Here is a 16,208-nt window from a genome sequence, read left to right as displayed (position 1 = left end):
TTCAGGTGGAGCACCCTCATGGTCGAATCTGACATCCAGACCCCCTCCGCCCCATTCGCAGGTATCCACGCCCAACGCGGAATCAGAGCCACACTCCTGCTCTGGCTGATCTTCCTGACCATGATCATGCTTAGCTTGCCCTTTGCAAGCCACGCCTGGCTTTCGCGCCCTTCGCTGGGTGTGCTTGTCCTGCCGGGGATGCGTGTGGGAGCCTCCTTCCACCCAACCGCTGACACCGCCAACCCCAGCCGTGCTCAATTACAACTCGGCGATCACATCCTGCGGGTGGATGGGCGCGCCACCCCCCATGGAAGCGCTCTATTGGCCAGCCTGGAAGGGAAAAAGATTGGCCAGGAAGTCTTCCTCAGCGTGGAAAGCGCAAGCGGGGATTACACCACCCGGATTCAGGTGCTGCAACCCTGGCCGCGGCGCTGGCAGGTGCGCCTGAACGACATTCCCCATGCTCTGGGTATCCTGTTAGTGGCATTGGCCTGGTTGGTCTGCCTGCGCCTTCCCGATCACTCCGCCAATCGGGCACTGGTCCTGCTGACAGCGTCGCTCGGCTTTGTCCTGGCTGGTAGCACCGATCTCTGGCAAACGCATCGCCTGGTTCCCGTGTGGGTGCTCACCTTTGCCCTGGCGCTTGCAGCCTTGCTCGACCTCCTGATCAGCGTCGCCGACACGGTGCTCCCACCCCCATGGAGCTCGCGTCTGCGCCGCGGAGGCTATGCCCTGGCTCTGAGCACTGCCGTGGCATTGGATGGCATTTTCCTGTTTAACTCCGCCCGCCAGTCCATTTTCATCTGGCAGGTGCTGTTTACATTGCTCGGCATCTACGGGCTGGCAGGATCGGCCCTGCTGGTTTTAGCGGCCCGTCAGGCCGAAACAGCGCCCCAGCGCAACCGCGCCCTGGGCCTGCTGGCAAGCATGCTGCTCACTCTACCTGCTCTCTACCTGTGGGCCGCTGGTTTACTGCTCAACCTGAGACAACCCGGTGAAGCCACGCCCGTTCTGGCAGGCCTCACTCTGGCGTTACCCCTCACGGCAGGGCTAAATCAGAGTCGCTCCCTGATCACCTCGCCTAATCACCTGTTGTGGCAGGTGCTGCTGTATGCCCTGGTGGGGATTGGGTACGGGCTGATAGTCGCTGGTGGAATGACGATTCTTAACACCCTCAACCTCACCTCGCGCCCAATCCTGACCGGTGTCTTGTTTGCGCTGGTAGCCTTGAGCCTGCTGCCCATCTACCACGGGATCGAAAAAAGCCTGGATGCCCTTTTCCTCCCCGGTGAGAAGGCCCTCCAGGAGCGCCTCAATCGTTTCATCCGCGATCTGACCCACGCGGTGGAATTACCGCAGATTCTCAGCATCCTGCGCACAACGATCCAAGAAACCCTGCAACCCTCCCTTCTCCACATATACCTCTATGATCCCCTGGGTGATCAGTATGTGGCCACCCCGGATGCAAGTGGCCAGCCCAGCAGCGACCTGCGCTTCCCCGCCAACAGCGCCCTAGTGCACGCTCTGCACCAGCAGTCTGGTCCCTTTTATATCAGCAACCCTGCACGCATGCCCAACGCCCTCTACGGGGAACAGGCTCGCCTGGCGCTTCTGGGAGCACGTGTTTACTACCCGCTCAAGACCCGCACCCACCTGAGCGGATGGATTGCCCTGGGGTTCCCTGCCTCGGGCCAAACCTACACCACCCGCGATTACACCTTCTTGAGCGCCCTGGCCGATCAGGCCAGCCTGGCCATCGAACGTGCTCAGGTCATCGCAGATCTCAACCAGCGGGTGCACCAGATGAATGTCCTCATCCGGGTAGCTCAGGGGGTTAACGTGACCCTGGCCCTGGAAGATATCTACGAGTTGATCTACGCACAAACCGCCCAGGTCATCCCGGTTGAGGCTTTTCAATTGGTACTACACGAAACCCAAAGCGAGGCTATGCGCGTGGTCTTTGAGGTGTGGCGCGACGAGCGCCTGAGCGAACGGGAGAACCGCCTCATCCCCCTGGGGAGCAGCCTGGAGGGAATCGTACTGCGCCAGCGCAAGCCCATTCTGACCGGGGATTACACCCGCGAGTGCCGGGCGCGCGGCATTTTAAGCCCCCAGGCCGACCTCTACGCCTGGGTTGGAGTTCCACTGAACACCGGGGCCGAAACCATCGGGGTCTTGAGTGTGGGGTCACAGCGCCCCGACGTGCACTACACCCAGGAACAGGTCAACCTGCTGCAGGCCATTGCCGACCAGGCAGCCGGCGCCATTGCGAAAGCCCGCCTGCTGAATGAAGCAGAACGCCGCGCTCGCCAGTTGAAAACCTTGCATGATGTCACTCAAAAACTCTCCTCCACGCTCGACCTGGAGCCCCTGCTGCATACCATTCTGGAAAACGCCGTGGATATCCTCGCCTGCGAAGCCGGCAGCCTTTTGCTCTGGGACGAACCGAGCGATGAACTGGTCTTCCGTGTTGTGCTGGGGCCAGTGGCTCAAAGCCTGCTCAACCAGCGCATGCCCTCCAATCGCGGGTTGGCTGGCAAGACCTTCCAGACCCGTCAACCCCAGATCGTCAATGACGTCAGCACTTCGCCGGAGTGGTTCCGTCTGCCGGACGAAATGACCGGTTTCGTCACCCGTGCCGTGCTGGCTGTCCCGCTGGTGGTCAAGGAACGCCCCATTGGGGTGCTGGAGGTGGTCAACCGCAAAGACGGCGGCAACTTCACCCCAGAAGATGCGGAATTGTTGAGCGCCTTTGCAGCGCAAGCCGCCATTGCCATTGAGAACGCCCGCCTCTACACCCTGACCGATCAGGCTCTGGCGGCGCGTGTGGAAGAACTCTCGGTTATGCAACGCATTGACCGCGAGTTAAACGCCACCCTTGATCTCAGCCAGGCTATGGCCATTACCCTGAACTGGGCCATGCGTCGCTCGCGAGCCAGCGCAGGCCTGATCGGGCCAATAGACGAGATGGGTCTGCGCCCCATGGCGTGGCAAGGTATCGAAGAAGAAGCCCTCCCCGCGCCCGCAGATCTCCAGGCGGCCCTGCCCCTGACCGCCTTACTGGCGAGCGGCAAAGCCATGCGCCGCAACCTGGACGCCGGGACCCTGCGCCTGCACCCCGAAAGCCGCGTCCAGGTGCTTCTGCCCATCCGCCGCGAGGAGAGCGTGAGCAGTCTGTTGATCCTCGAATCCGCTGACCCCGATTTCGTTCCACCGGATGTATTGGAATTTCTCCAGCGCCTGTGTGACCATGCCGCCATTGCGCTTGCCAACGCGCAACTTTACGCTGCCGTGCGAGCTGCCAACCTGGCCAAGAGTGAGTTTGTCTCGTTCGTAGCCCACGAACTCAAAAACCCCATGACCTCCATCAAGGGCTACACCGAACTGCTCATCGCCGGCGCGGTGGGACCCGTGAGCGAGGCGCAGGCCAGTTTCCTTAACGTGATTCGCTCAAACGTGGACCGCATGAGCACGCTGGTCTCGGATTTGAACGATCTTTCCAAGATTGAGGCCGGGCGCATGCGCCTGGAGTTTGCCGCCCTGAATCTGGCCGAGATCGTGGGCGAAGTGGAGCGTTCCACGCGCCGCCAGATCGAAGAAAAACAGCAGACCTTCACCCTGCATCTGCCGCCCGACCTGCCGCCGGTATGGGCCGACCGCACCCGCCTGATACAAATTCTGGTCAACCTGGTCAACAACGCCCACAAGTACACCGACCCCGGCGGGCAGATCCTCCTGGGGGCGGAGCAAACCCCGAATCACTGGGATCCCAACGGCCCACGAGAGGTGGTGCACATCTGGGTGCAGGATACTGGCATCGGCATCGCCCCCGCCGATCAGCCCAAGATCTTCCAAAAGTTCTTCCGTTCTGAAGACCCGAAAACCCGCGAAGTGCCCGGCAGTGGCCTGGGGCTCAACATCACTCGCAGCCTGGTGGAAATGCAGGGCGGCAAAATCTGGTTCGAATCCGAATACCGCAAGGGCACAACCTTCCATTTCACGGTACCTATCGCCGAGATCACCCCGGCCTAGTCCGCGCGCAAGGCTCCGGAGCAAATCCCCAGGGTAGGGAAAGAGCCCATGGAGCAGAAAAATTTCGCGTCCGCCTCAGCCCTACAAGACAAAGCTCCCACCCCATGAAGCAGGGGCAACCCTGGCGCCCCCTACCCCTCATGGGAGGGGTCAGGACGGATACAGACGCCCGCGCAGGTCTGTCGCGCTCCCAGGCGCCAGCGATGGCGCGCCACCCAATCATAGAGCCTCTGGCCAAGCCCCACCCACCGGGCCAGCACCAGCCAGGGCCACAACGGCCAAAGCGCGGGCAAACGCGCGACAATCGCCTCCACTGCCGCAATGCCTTCCAGGGTGCGCCCGTCAGCCTGAACCTGCAAACGCGCCTCGGCACGAACCGGGTCTAACCCGAAGCGCGTCACCACTCCGGGGGCACGGAACGAAACCCACACCAGGCGTCGTTGCCAATCCAGGCGGCGCAACCATCGGGCCGTCCGCAGGCACAGCGGACACTCACCATCATAGAAGACATACAACGGGACATTCATCTCACAAACACCAGGCATACAGGGGAACCAGCATTTCATGGGGATGCAGTCCACCATGCCGTCCCAACAGGCTGTTTTCCTTGTTTGCCCACCACAGGTAGGCTGTTCCGCGAGGCAAGAGCACCCATTCCCCCAGACGATCATACACCATGGGGTCAGGCTCTCCCGGCCCAAACAGACCGCTCTGCACGGCCTGACGCGCTGAGATCAAGTCAAAGGTCTCGGGCCAGGTGGATTCAATATAATCGCGCAGGTCGGCCTCGTGCCCGGGGTACGGGAACAGATAGGGCAGGCGGTTTTCGCCCGAGGGGGGCATGAGCAAATGGCGCATGAATTCGGGGTGCTGGCGCAGTTCGTAAAGCGCCTGACGGGGCGTCGGCACAAAGCCGTGGTCCGACACCACCAGGAAGAGCGTATCCTCGCGCCCTCGCCCCAGGCGAGGCTGGAGCAAACGCTGCAACAAGAGGCGCAAAACGTTGAATTCGAGATTAACCCGCTCGTCCTCCGGCCCAAAGCGATGCGCAAGTTCGTCCAGATCCCCCCAATAAGCATAGATGTAACTGGTGCGCGTTGCGGGTTCATCCAGCAGGTGTTCCAAGGTCACCCAGAGGTCACTGCTGTTGCGGAAAGGCAGAATCTCACTACCGCGCATCAGCATCTGCGAGAGGCCGGAGCGGGCTATCGCAACGTGCATCAGCCCCAGGGTGCGCACCCCGTAGGCCGCCAGGTGGGGGGCCAGCACGGGCACCCGCAGAAAAGTTTCCGGGTCAAAACCTGCCAGGCGCAGCGATCCAAAATCGCCGCTAAATGACGCCGGATTATGCAGAATCATGTTGGCGATGAGGCCGTACTCCTTCAGCCACATCTCATAGCCCAGGACGCCATGGCGCGCAGGATAGGCCGCCGTCCACAGAGTGGTCAGGGCGGTGGCGGTGGTGCTGGGCACCACGCTGGTGAGCGGCAGGCCCAAAACCGGCGCCGCTCCCCCGGGTGCCAACCCACCCCGCTGATGGGCAAAATGCCAGCTCAGCCCATCCACCACCAGCAGTACCACCCGCCGATACCGCGAGTGGAGCGCCTGCCGGTAGGGTTCGGCCAGAGATGGTGCCGCCCCATCCGGCGGCGGAACACCCAGCCAGGCACAGATGGTAGCGGGCAAATTGGCAATCGAATACCCGGCGTAAGCGGGAAAAACGCGTTCGGGAGCCAGTGGTAAACCAGGCAACAGGGTCCTACCCAGGGTCTCAGGGGACGGGGAAATTGAAGAGGCCATCCGTGCTCTCCGGGTTTCAGGAGTCAAGCGTAATGATCTGTGAGGCGGCGCGGCGCAGGCGATCGCGAATGGCAAGGCCCAGACCACGGCGACCGAACTCGCGCGTCACAATGGCTGTCACGCCCTGCGCATCTAAATGACGCAACGCCGCATAAAGGTTGCGGGCAATTTCGGCCAGATCGTCGCGCGGCCCCAGCGCCAACAGGGTCACGCCGGGGAGAAGGGCTTCTACCTGGCGCGCGTCCTCATCGGCCAGCAAGACACCCACTCGCTCACCCCGGGCGCAGAGGGCTTGTGCCTCCTCCACTACCCGCATGAGCAGAGCCTCGGCATCCTCGCCCAATACCAGCGTCAAGCGGGCGCGTGGGGCATAGTGCTTGGCCAGCAACCCCGGCGAAGGCTGAGCCGCGCTGGCAGCGCTGCCCTCCCACACCTCCACCGTGCCCAGAACAGCCTCAAGCGCTTCCCGGGGGGTGCCCCCCGGGCGCAGAATGCGCGGCGGCGACGCGGTCAGATCAAGCACGGTGGATTCCACCCCGATGGGGGTGGGGCCACCATCCAGAATACACGCCACCCGCCCCGCCAAGTCATGCCAGACGTGCTCCGCGGTGGTTGGGCTGACCCCACCAAAGCGATTGGCCGAGGGGGCCGCAATGGGCAGGTCACTGGCGTGCAGCAACGCCAGCGCTACCGGGTGAGCCGGCACCCGTACGGCGACCGTCTCCAGGCCGGCGGTGACCTCCAGGGGCACGGCGGGGGCACGGGGCAGGATGAGCGTCAGCGGGCCGGGCCAGAAACGCGCCGCCAGCGTCTCCACAGGAGCGGGAAGCGCCGCTACCACCCGCGGCAGCCAGGCTGCGCTGGCCAGGTGCACGATCAGGGGATCATTGGCGGGGCGCCCCTTGGCCTCAAAAATGCGGCGCACGGCATGAGCATCCAGCGCATTGGCCCCCAGCCCGTAAACAGTCTCGGTGGGAAAGGCCACCAGTTCGCCCTGGCGCAGTAAGGCCGCCGCTTCGGCAATGGCCGCCGGCTCTGGGTCTTGAGCATTGACGCGAATCAGGCGGGTCGTGATCATCGCCCCCAATCATACCAGGGGCAGGGGCTTCGTGCAACTGGGTGTCGCAGGCTAAGGCCCGATCTTTGGAAGCGTCCAGCCCATTCAACGGGATGAGAAAATGGCAGGCAACTTGTGATAAAATCAGGGCAACCAAGAGCCTGCTCGCGGGGGTGCGTTTAGGCTTACCGATAACAACATCGCGCGTGGGTTGAAATCCCTTTACAGTTGGGAGCGATGCATGGAACGATTATGGTCCCCCTGGCGTAGCCAGTACATCGAGCAAACCAATCGCAATCAAGGCTGTGTCTTTTGCGAAGCCGCGCAGCAATCGGATGGTGAGCAGAATCTGGTGGTGGCGCGCGGTCAGTTCGCCTTCGTCATCTTAAACCGCTTTCCTTATACCAGCGGACATCTGATGGTAGTGCCTTACCAGCACACGGCAATGCTGGAAGCCCTGGATGCCCCCACACGGAGCGAAATTTTTGAATTGATCACTGCCAGCGTGCAGGTGATTCGGGAGGTGTACCGGCCCGAGGGCTTCAACATTGGGGCCAACATCGGCACGGTCGCCGGAGCGGGCATTGCCGATCACGTGCACTTTCATGTGGTGCCGCGCTGGGCGGGCGATACCAACTTCATGTCCACCCTGGCCGGAACGCGGGTTTTGCCCGAAGCCCTGGAAGACACCTACCGCCGTCTGCGCGAAGGGTGGGAACGCCTTTTCCCGCCCGGGGCAGCGCGCTAGGGCACCCTTCCTTCAATCCCGCTCCTCGTGATCACCCGCTTCGGGGTTGGTGGGTCGCGGTGTTTCGTGCGCCTCGGATTTTTCCTCAGTGGGCTTTGGCGTCTTGCTGGGGCGCAGTGTACGCGTCGGCTCCGGCGATTTCTCAGCCTCTTGGGTGCGCTCGCGGGTGGCTTCAAAGCGCGGCGAGGGGCCGGGTTGAGGCGTTGATTTACCCTGGCCCGGCGGTGAGATACGCTGAGCGGGCGGAAGCTGGGCCGGACGCGTGGGCAACTCCTTCGGCAGGCTTTGGCGGAACTCGCGCCAGGGGGTGGCCGAGAAATCCGGAGTGGGCCCGGCACGCTCCCCCTGACCCTGAACCACCAGCGCCAGAAAGCGATCCTCGGCCAGGCGCACCACCGTCGCCGAGACGCTCTGCCCCACCCGCAGCGTGCCGCGGTGCTGGGTGGCCGGGCCGAGCCAGAGAGTGAGGCCATCCAGGCGTAGGTAGTCCGGGGTCACCTCGGCCAGGGTGCCGTGCACTCTCAAAAGTTGCAGTTCCAGGCGCTGCACCCGCACGCCCAGGAACGGCTCCACCACCCCTTCCACATCCACGTAAGCCCCCTCCAGCGAGCGCGCCAGGGCCTCCTGGCTGGGCGAGAACAGCAGGGGGATGCGGTTAGCCTCCCACAGCCCGGTCTCTCCTTGCATCAGAAAGCCGGCAAACCGCACCTCGACGCTCTGCCCCTGCCGGATGAGGGCCTGCACCTCCTGGGCGCGGCGCTGATCCAGGGCTTCGGCCAACGCCAGGCGTGCCTCCGGACGGGTGGTCAGGTTGTACTGCACTGCTTCGGCCGCCCGCTTGAGCGGGTAGAGCGGCTGGCCCGGAAGGGCCTGTGCCGAGGCAAAAGTGGTGACCACCAGGCTCAGCAAAAGCACCAGCAGGACCGCCAGGCTTCCCCAGGCCAGGTGCAGGCGTGGGCGAGAGGGGGCCAGGGCTTCTCGAGCCGCCCGATCCAAAAGAAGCGCACGGCTGCGTGCGCGGCCCGCCAGCGGCACCCGCAGGTTGGCAGCGGCCTGGCGGCTGTGCTGAGCCACGCGCAGAAGCGCCGCCAGTTCCTCGGCCTGCTCGGCGGGGTAGCGCGCCAGAATTGCCTCTACCGCCTGTCCCTGCTCCAGAGCGCGCAGACACGCTTCCAGCATCTCGGGGGTCACACCGCGTTTAGCGCTCATGCTTCCTCCCGCTCCAGCCAGCGCCGCAGTGCCGCCAGGGCGCGAAACTGCAAAACCTTGACAGCATTGACGCTTTTGCCCATCAGCGCGGCGGTCTCTTCGAGAGAAATCGCCTGCGAAAAGCGCAGGGTGAGCACGTGCTGCTGCTCGGGGGTGAGATGGCGCATGGCCCGCTGGACGGCCTCCAGGCGCTGCTGGGCTTCCAGCGTTTGCTCGGGGTCGCCCTCCGCGGCCAGATGACCATCTTCCAGCCCCTGCTGTGGACGGCGGTAGCGCTGGCGCAGGTGGTCCATCACTAGATGATGCGCCGTGGTGAAGCACCACGCCCGCAAGCCAGAACCACGCACACGCCCGGCGTGCAGGGCCTCTAGCAGGCGCAGAAAGACCTCCGCCGTCAGATCTTCACTCAGCGGGCCATCCCCCAGCCGGTAGGCCACGTAGCGATATACGGCCGGGTACAGCGCATCGTGCAGGGCCGTCAGCGCCTCGGCATCCAGAGCACGCGCACGGGGGATCAGATCGCCAAATTCGTCCATTCGGACTTGAGGGTCACAGGCAGGGCCACCACGCTTCCAGTATACCCTAATGCAAGCGCAGCGAGGCACATCCGGCGCGCAAGAGCGGCCTGTTGTCGGTACAACAGGCCGCGCCCATGCAGAAACCGGAAGAAAAAGCGCCCCACAGGTCAACATGGAAGCACCGGGCTACCCGCCCTTGCCCTAGTCGCGATCCTCGTGTTCCTCTGAGTCACCCCGATTTTTGCCGTTACCGGAACGGTCGCCCCCGGCCTTCTTGGGGTCATCCGTGCCGGGCCTCAGCACCGTGGGGTTGGCATCGTCATCGTCATCCTGCCCGTCCTCGCTCTTAGGCGTGGACCGGAAATCCAAGCGTCCGCTCCCGCCTTCCTTCACCTTGATCGCCACCGCCAGGTAAGTGCCGTCGGACTGCACCAGCGCTTTAACCTCCACCTGACTGCCCACGACGGGATTGCCCATGATCCGGGTATTGGCATCCACGCTCAGGCTGACGCCGCTGATCACCCACGTGCTTCCGTCCATGCTCTGCACGGTGCCGTAGAACTCGAAGTTGCGGGCTTGCGGCGCACCCGCGGTAGGCAGTGTACGGATCTTCTCAATCTCGCGCGCCAGGTAAGTGCCGTCGGCCTGGGCCGAAGCGTGCACCTTCACCAGGTCGCCCATGCCCGGGTTGCCCTGGCGCTCCGTCTGCGCTGTGACCTGAACGGTGCGCCCGCCGATGGTCCACATCTCGCCCTCGATCTGGCTCACCACGCCAAACCACTCCTCCTCACCATCAGGGGTACTGCGCTTGGGACCGGGGGTCGGCTGGGCCCGCTCATCTTCCAGGTGGATCTTGCGCGCCACCAAGTTACCCTCGCGCACAATCCCTTCTACCTCCACCAGACTGCCCACCTGGATGCCCGGCTCGATTTGGGTCTCTGCATCCACCTGAACCGACTCGCCGGAAATGAGCCAGGTCGAGTCGGAGATGCTCTCCACCACGCCGTAGAACTTAAATTCGCTCTCCGAGGCGGTCTTGTCCAGGCGAGCGACCTCCAGGGCGTAGCGGGTGCCATCCGGCAGGAGCACCGCTTTCACCGCCACGCTTTCACCGACCTGAAGATCGGGCGGTATCAGGGTTTGAGCATCCACACGGAAGGTGACCCCGCTGACGACCAGCGCGTCGCCGTTCAGGCTTTCGAGGGTGCCTTTGAAGAGAACCACGCCCAGGGTGGGCAGGCGGGTCGGGGTTGCGCCGGGCTCTGCAGTGGCCGTTGCGCCGTTCAACCCATTCAGCAGATCAAAGTCCGCACTGGCATCCAGGGTCGCACACCCCCCCAGTGCCAATACCAGCAGGACGCCGACTCCCATCATCAGCCATCGCCAGGGTTGCGATTTCATTCTGCCATCCTCCTCAGGACTATAAGGGTATGTTCATAAGTAAAGTCGCTTTTTGTCTCAAAAAGTTACGCAGTACAGCGGGAATCCCCGCACTTGTTGCATTCCTCAATGAGGGAGCGGAAAATAAAAAAACCCGCGCGGCAAAAAGCCGCGCAGGGTGGTGGGGGATGGAGGGGTGGATCGGGGGAGGTGGGCGGTATAGGACTCGAACCTACGACCTCCGCGATGTCAACGCGACGCTCTAACCAACTGAGCTAACCGCCCACGCGCATTTTTATTATACCCGCAGGGGCGCAAAAAGACAATATTTTCACGCGCGCAGGTGGCACCTCGCGGGGGTATGGGGGCTACCTGAGGAGCGCCCACACCCGGGCAGGCGCCCACCGCGGGTTCTCCGCCCCCGCTCTGCGGCCGATGCCGCATCCCGGGGAAGGCTTGATTCCTGATCCTCAAATTTCACGATTGGTTTCCTCGTAGGAATCATCCTTACGAGCCATCTCAATGGCCATATCGGGGCGATTCTGGATTTGCGCCTGCGATGATGTGGATCCAGATCGGCGCATCCATGCCCCAATCCTTCACGTACAAACGGCATGCCCGATACAGCATTCATTTCAAGTTCTTCGATTGGCAGGGTCATGGCGTAAACTCTGGAACGGTGATTTGGTTTCGAATGCCCCCTCCCAGCCACTCGGGCGGGCGGGCCGCGGTGTTGGATGGCCCCTGCGGGCTTTTGGAGGCCTCGAGACGAACGGGCGAACCACCTTTCACCCGGACCGTTTTTCTGTGCAGGCCTGGGCGGCCATCTAGATGCCCTTACGGGCATTCAATGATTCAGACGGTGGTTTTCATCGGGACGGCAAAAGTTATAAACGATGAAAGTCTTAATGCCCTTACGGGCATTCAATGATTCAGACTGCGGTTTTTGAGAGGTGGGGCCGGTTGGGTAAAAAAACAGGTCTTAATGCCCTTACGGGCATTCAATGATTCAGACGGTGAAAAAATGAGAAAGAACGAAGTATTAAGGGTTTTCGCGTCTTAATGCCCTTACGGGCATTCAATGATTCAGACGTGCCCAACATTCGCGATGTTCTCAAGCCGGAAGAAGTCGAGTCTTAATGCCCTTACGGGCATTCAATGATTCAGACATTCGTCGGCAAGCGCAAGCGCTGCCTCGATTTCGCTTTGTCTTAATGCCCTTACGGGCATTCAATGATTCAGACTTGTGGGGGGGCTTGATCGAAAAACGGAGTTTTTGACGTGGTCTTAATGCCCTTACGGGCATTCAATGATTCAGACGCAACCGCTCGCTGCGCAAGCCTGAAGAAATAACCAAAAGCCTGTCTTAATGCCCTTACGGGCATTCAATGATTCAGACGGCGAAATCAACCTGCTCAGCCTGGCGCAGGTGTTTCCGTCTTAATGCCCTTACGGGCATTCAATGATTCAGACGGATTTGAGGATAGCCGGCAAGCCATGATGCGATAATGTCTTAATGCCCTTACGGGCATTCAATGATTCAGACCTCGCGCGCCGCTCAGCGCGCGGCGGGCGCGCTGCGGCGGTCTTAATGCCCTTACGGGCATTCAATGATTCAGACCCTTTGCAACGTGGTACTCCTCAACGCGATGACACTTTTCGGTCTTAATGCCCTTACGGGCATTCAATGATTCAGACCATGTAATCCGCAATCTCGTCGAGTTTCTTCAGGTCATCGGTCTTAATGCCCTTACGGGCATTCAATGATTCAGACTGATAAGCGGGCGTTAGTATGGTACGCCCGGTCGCATCAGGTCTTAATGCCCTTACGGGCATTCAATGATTCAGACGCAAAAGGCGAGTACGAATGTTACTTACGCGACGGCTTTTTGTCTTAATGCCCTTACGGGCATTCAATGATTCAGACTCTTCATCCCCTTAAACATTGTGAAGATTGTGAAAGAGGAGGGTCTTAATGCCCTTACGGGCATTCAATGATTCAGACTGTGGGTGCAAGTCCCGCAGGAGTGACCTTTGGGTAGGTCTTAATGCCCTTACGGGCATTCAATGATTCAGACATTGTTAAGTGCCTCGGATATCGCGGGTTATCGGTTGTCTTAATGCCCTTACGGGCATTCAATGATTCAGACCTTACGGTTTATTTATTGAAACTTTTGACATTTGAGGTGGGTCTTAATGCCCTTACGGGCATTCAATGATTCAGACGTCACGAAGAGAGAATTGCCGTGCGCGCGCTTGAGTCTTAATGCCCTTACGGGCATTCAATGATTCAGACTGACACTAAGGTTCGTTAATCATAGATTAGCAAAAATTAGTCTTAATGCCCTTACGGGCATTCAATGATTCAGACGCAGATTGGTACAAACTCATCAACGGCACGCTGCTTGAATTGTCTTAATGCCCTTACGGGCATTCAATGATTCAGACATGTTGTAACCGAATTCTGCCAGACCCTCAGCCAATTCCGTCTTAATGCCCTTACGGGCATTCAATGATTCAGACTTTTATTATCCCCTCAACGAAACTTTCCACAATTGCGTCGGGTCTTAATGCCCTTACGGGCATTCAATGATTCAGACAATTATTTATTTAAAGTAGGAAAACCAATGAAATTCAAGAGTCTTAATGCCCTTACGGGCATTCAATGATTCAGACCGTTCTTGCCATCCGCAGCCGGTACGGACGGTTCGATGGTCGGTCTTAATGCCCTTACGGGCATTCAATGATTCAGACTGCAGACATCTAGACAACTGAAAGTGGGAGGAAATTCGCATTTTAGAGCATTTTTCGGGGTCAAAACAGCACTTTTTCTCCCACTTAAGGGGGTAAATTTAAGCATTTTATGCGCCCCTTCTACCCCACGCCAATTTTTGCGTACCCCCCTCCCGTTTTGACCCATTTTTGGCTCATTTTTGAGGGGGGGTACGCAAAAGTGATTTTTTTCACAACCCACCCTCGGATATTACCACCCGGTGCAACACTTTTCCTCAGGTCCACGCTCCTTATCCACTTGTTAAGGTGCGGTGCAATAAAAACCTGTTGCCTCTATTATAAAGAGGTGTGCACAGGGTTGCAAGTGCCAAACGGCACTTCTTTCGGACAGACGACCGCACCCCCGCCAGCGCAAAAACCGCATATCCCGCCGTGACGGCAAGCGAGGCTCCTTTTACACAATAATCACCCCGGGCGGGGGGGTTAACTGCGCCCGCCCCAGCGTGCGGATCATCCCCCGACACGCTCCACACAAGCGGTACACGCGCACCGAATCCTCCTGGCTCTCCAGCAGGCGCTCCACCCGCCTGAGCAGGCGATCCAGTTCACGCGGGGTCAGGTAGGCCTCAAAAACGCTTTCCTGCACCCGTTCACCCAGGCTCTCCATTAACCGCGCGATCTTCAAGCGGCGGCGGTCATCACTGATATCGTAAGCCAGCACGTAAAAAGCACGCTCGTCACTCATCAACGAAACCCCATGCCCTGGTATCCCGGTCGGTCTTCCAAGATTCGCTGGGCAATCTGGCGCGCCTGTTCGATCAGGCACTGACGCAGAGTCAGCGATTGCTGGCTGAGCGGGTGAGTGAAGCGCCGCTCCATACGCTCCTCAAAAGCCTGCAGGAACACCCGTCGCCCACGCTCCCCCAGCACCACCGGACGCTCAGCGTCTCCGGGGCTGAAATCTTCCGGCGTGATCTGACCACTGCGGCAGGCCCACAGCACCAGCCCATCCACCACCGGGCGAAACTCCTCCATCAGGTCCAGCCCCAGCGCCGGGCGGTTGTAAACCACCTCGTGCAGGTAGCCAGCATAAGGGTCCAGCCCCACCGTGCGCACGGCGCTGGTGGCCAGTTCGGCCAGCAGGGTGTAGCCCAGCGAGAGCAGGACGTTAACCGGGTCGGGCGGAGGACGGCGCTGGCGGGCCTCGAATTTCCAGGCCGGGTCGAAAAAGCGCCGGTAGCCGCTAAAGTAAGCCGCGGTCGCGGCTCCCTCCAGCCCGCGTAACGACGCTAGGGTGGTCTTATGCTCCACATGGCGCAGAAAATCGTCTAAACCGCTCAGCGCCGCGGCCACGGCGTGAGAGTCGGCTTCGTGCTGGTGGCGGCGCAGGAGGGTGCGCTGGTGCTCGAGTTTGGCACGCACCATGCCCTGGGCCATGCGCAGGGCAAATTGGGGCTGTTCCAGCGTGCGATACTGCGCGCGTCGCAGCGGCACATGCGGGGTCAGGCTGCCGCTCAAACGACCGCGGTAATCACCATCCTGGGTGAGAAAGATCACCTCAATCCCCTCACCCAGCAGGGCGTGGATGGCCGGTGTGGTCAGGCCGATGTTGCCGAACAGCACCACCTGCGAAACCTGCCCCAGCGGCACATTTGCCAGCACGGGCGGCGGGTCACCCTCAGCGGCCTCAACGGTGAGCCGGCGGTTTTGAATGCGCAAGCGCGCGCCCTGATGAACCACATACAACGGCGGCATGGCAGAAATTACCTCCCTCCTTACCAGCGAGTGGACAGGGCCGAAAAGCCCTCCCCCCTCAGGAGGGTTGCAAGGTTTTTGCCAGCAGCGCGGTTCTCAGGCGAGGAAATCCTCTGCCGCAACCGCCGCTGACGGGCGAACGCGGCACTGCCCCATGCCCACCGAAACGGCCGTTCCGACGCCCGAAAACTGGGCCAGTGCCGCCAGCGCGCTCATCACCCCCATCCAGTAGCGGTCGTAATTGCGCGTGGTGTAGGTCACCTCGCCCACCGTGCCGATGCGTAAGCCGCCCTCCTTGAGCGGCACAACCTGACTGCGCAGGTGAAAGCGCGAAATGACCAGGCACTCGGCGGCATACTGACGCGCCGCCTCGGGCAGGGCCAGCGGGGCAAAGCGATTCCAGCGCTCCAGCAGATTGCCGAAGACCAGATCGGGCAGGGGCAGGGGCTGGGTGCGGCCGTTGGTGTGAAAGGCGGTCGGGCTGGCCAGGTGCAGGCTCAGGCGGCGCGGCGGATGGTGACGGGGGAGCAGGTGCGCGGCCCCCAGGTCGGCGTAGGTGGTGGTCGCCGCCCAGGGATGCGCCTCCGGATCCAGCGCCGCCGCAACCACCTCGAAAGACACCTCATCCAGGATCACGCTAGCGCCGGGGGTCAGCGGCCCTACCCGCACGGCCCACAGCAGAACCGCGGCCACCTCGGCGGTCAGCGCGGTGAAGCGCAGGGTGTAGGTCTGGGCGGGGTCGGGGCGTCCGTGGGGAAACACACCCAGCAGATTAGAGGCCGTGAAGGGTCGCACGCCCTCTTCGTCGTGTAGGCGCTGGGCCAGCGCAGGATCAGCCGCCTGCACCGCGCGCAGGAAGAGCGCATGGGCCGCCCGGCCCCACCAGCGCGGCATGGGGCGCTGAGCCGCGGCCACTTCCGGCGCAGGGCGCAGCGTGAGCACCAGCGAGAGCAAATCAGGGGCGGTAGAAGTCATC

At 61.4% G+C, this 16,208-nt stretch carries 11 protein-coding genes, 1 tRNA gene and 1 CRISPR repeat array; of the genes, 2 read left to right on the top strand and 10 right to left on the bottom strand.

Going from position 1 to position 16,208, the window contains the following annotated elements; genetic code table 11:
• The first annotated feature begins 18 nt into the window (after positions 1-18).
• Positions 19-4,032, top strand: a complete 4,014-nt coding sequence (locus SE15_RS09505) for a GAF domain-containing protein (RefSeq protein WP_054521889.1) — start codon at positions 19-21, stop codon at positions 4,030-4,032.
• Positions 4,033-4,163: 131 nt separating this feature from the next.
• Here the strand turns inward: SE15_RS09505 and SE15_RS09500 are convergent, their stop codons facing one another.
• Genes SE15_RS09500 through SE15_RS09490 form a run of 3 tightly spaced genes read right to left on the bottom strand, consistent with a single transcriptional unit; the run spans position 4,164 to position 6,910 of the window.
• On the bottom strand, positions 4,164-4,559 hold the full coding sequence (locus SE15_RS09500; protein WP_054521888.1) for a thiol-disulfide oxidoreductase DCC family protein: 396 nt from the start codon (positions 4,557-4,559) through the stop codon (positions 4,164-4,166).
• Between the two features lies 1 nt (position 4,560).
• Positions 4,561-5,832 (bottom strand): alkaline phosphatase family protein, encoded by a 1,272-nt coding sequence (locus tag SE15_RS09495; RefSeq protein WP_054521887.1) that lies wholly within the window; start codon positions 5,830-5,832, stop codon positions 4,561-4,563.
• A 16-nt stretch (positions 5,833-5,848) separates the two neighbouring features.
• Entirely contained in the window at positions 5,849-6,910 is a 1,062-nt protein-coding gene (locus tag SE15_RS09490) for an L-threonylcarbamoyladenylate synthase (protein WP_054521886.1), read from the bottom strand.
• A 220-nt stretch (positions 6,911-7,130) separates the two neighbouring features.
• Between SE15_RS09490 and SE15_RS09485 the strand changes: the two genes are divergently transcribed.
• Positions 7,131-7,637 carry an HIT family protein gene (locus SE15_RS09485; protein ID WP_054521885.1) on the top strand — a complete coding sequence of 169 codons (507 nt, stop codon included), beginning with the start codon at positions 7,131-7,133 and terminating at the stop codon, positions 7,635-7,637.
• Positions 7,638-7,649: 12 nt separating this feature from the next.
• Here the strand turns inward: SE15_RS09485 and SE15_RS09480 are convergent, their stop codons facing one another.
• The 7 genes from SE15_RS09480 to cas6 form a co-directional block, all read right to left on the bottom strand.
• On the bottom strand, positions 7,650-8,846 hold the full coding sequence (locus SE15_RS09480) for a DUF5667 domain-containing protein (RefSeq protein WP_054521884.1): 1,197 nt from the start codon (positions 8,844-8,846) through the stop codon (positions 7,650-7,652).
• Positions 8,843-9,382 carry a sigma-70 family RNA polymerase sigma factor gene (locus SE15_RS09475; RefSeq protein ID WP_054521883.1) on the bottom strand — a complete coding sequence of 180 codons (540 nt, stop codon included), beginning with the start codon at positions 9,380-9,382 and terminating at the stop codon, positions 8,843-8,845. The genes SE15_RS09480 and SE15_RS09475 overlap by 4 nt, the downstream gene beginning before the upstream one ends.
• Positions 9,383-9,565: 183 nt before the next feature.
• Positions 9,566-10,765 (bottom strand): DUF5666 domain-containing protein, encoded by a 1,200-nt coding sequence (locus SE15_RS09470; RefSeq protein ID WP_054521882.1) that lies wholly within the window; start codon positions 10,763-10,765, stop codon positions 9,566-9,568.
• A 190-nt stretch (positions 10,766-10,955) separates the two neighbouring features.
• Positions 10,956-11,029: transfer RNA gene (locus tag SE15_RS09465), tRNA-Val, on the bottom strand.
• A gap of 540 nt (positions 11,030-11,569) precedes the next feature.
• Positions 11,570-13,498: a CRISPR direct-repeat array (repeat unit 36 nt; unit sequence GTCTTAATGCCCTTACGGGCATTCAATGATTCAGAC).
• 433 nt (positions 13,499-13,931) lie between these two features.
• Positions 13,932-14,222, bottom strand: coding sequence for a CRISPR-associated endonuclease Cas2 (gene cas2 / locus SE15_RS09460; protein WP_054521881.1), 291 nt, complete (start codon positions 14,220-14,222; stop codon positions 13,932-13,934).
• A complete protein-coding gene (gene cas1, locus SE15_RS09455) occupies positions 14,222-15,232 on the bottom strand; it encodes a CRISPR-associated endonuclease Cas1 (protein ID WP_054521880.1) in 1,011 nt (336 codons plus the stop codon). Before cas1 ends, cas2 begins: the two co-directional genes overlap by 1 nt.
• Before the next feature lie 96 nt (positions 15,233-15,328).
• A complete protein-coding gene (cas6, locus tag SE15_RS09450; protein WP_054521879.1) occupies positions 15,329-16,207 on the bottom strand; it encodes a CRISPR system precrRNA processing endoribonuclease RAMP protein Cas6 in 879 nt (292 codons plus the stop codon).
• Position 16,208 lies beyond the last annotated feature (1 nt).

This window comes from Thermanaerothrix daxensis, from assembly GCF_001306145.1.
In the GTDB taxonomy this organism is placed as follows: domain Bacteria; phylum Chloroflexota; class Anaerolineae; order Anaerolineales; family Anaerolineaceae; genus Thermanaerothrix; species Thermanaerothrix daxensis.
Note: the sequence above shows the minus strand (reverse complement) of the source record. Positions and strands in the feature narration are given on the sequence as shown.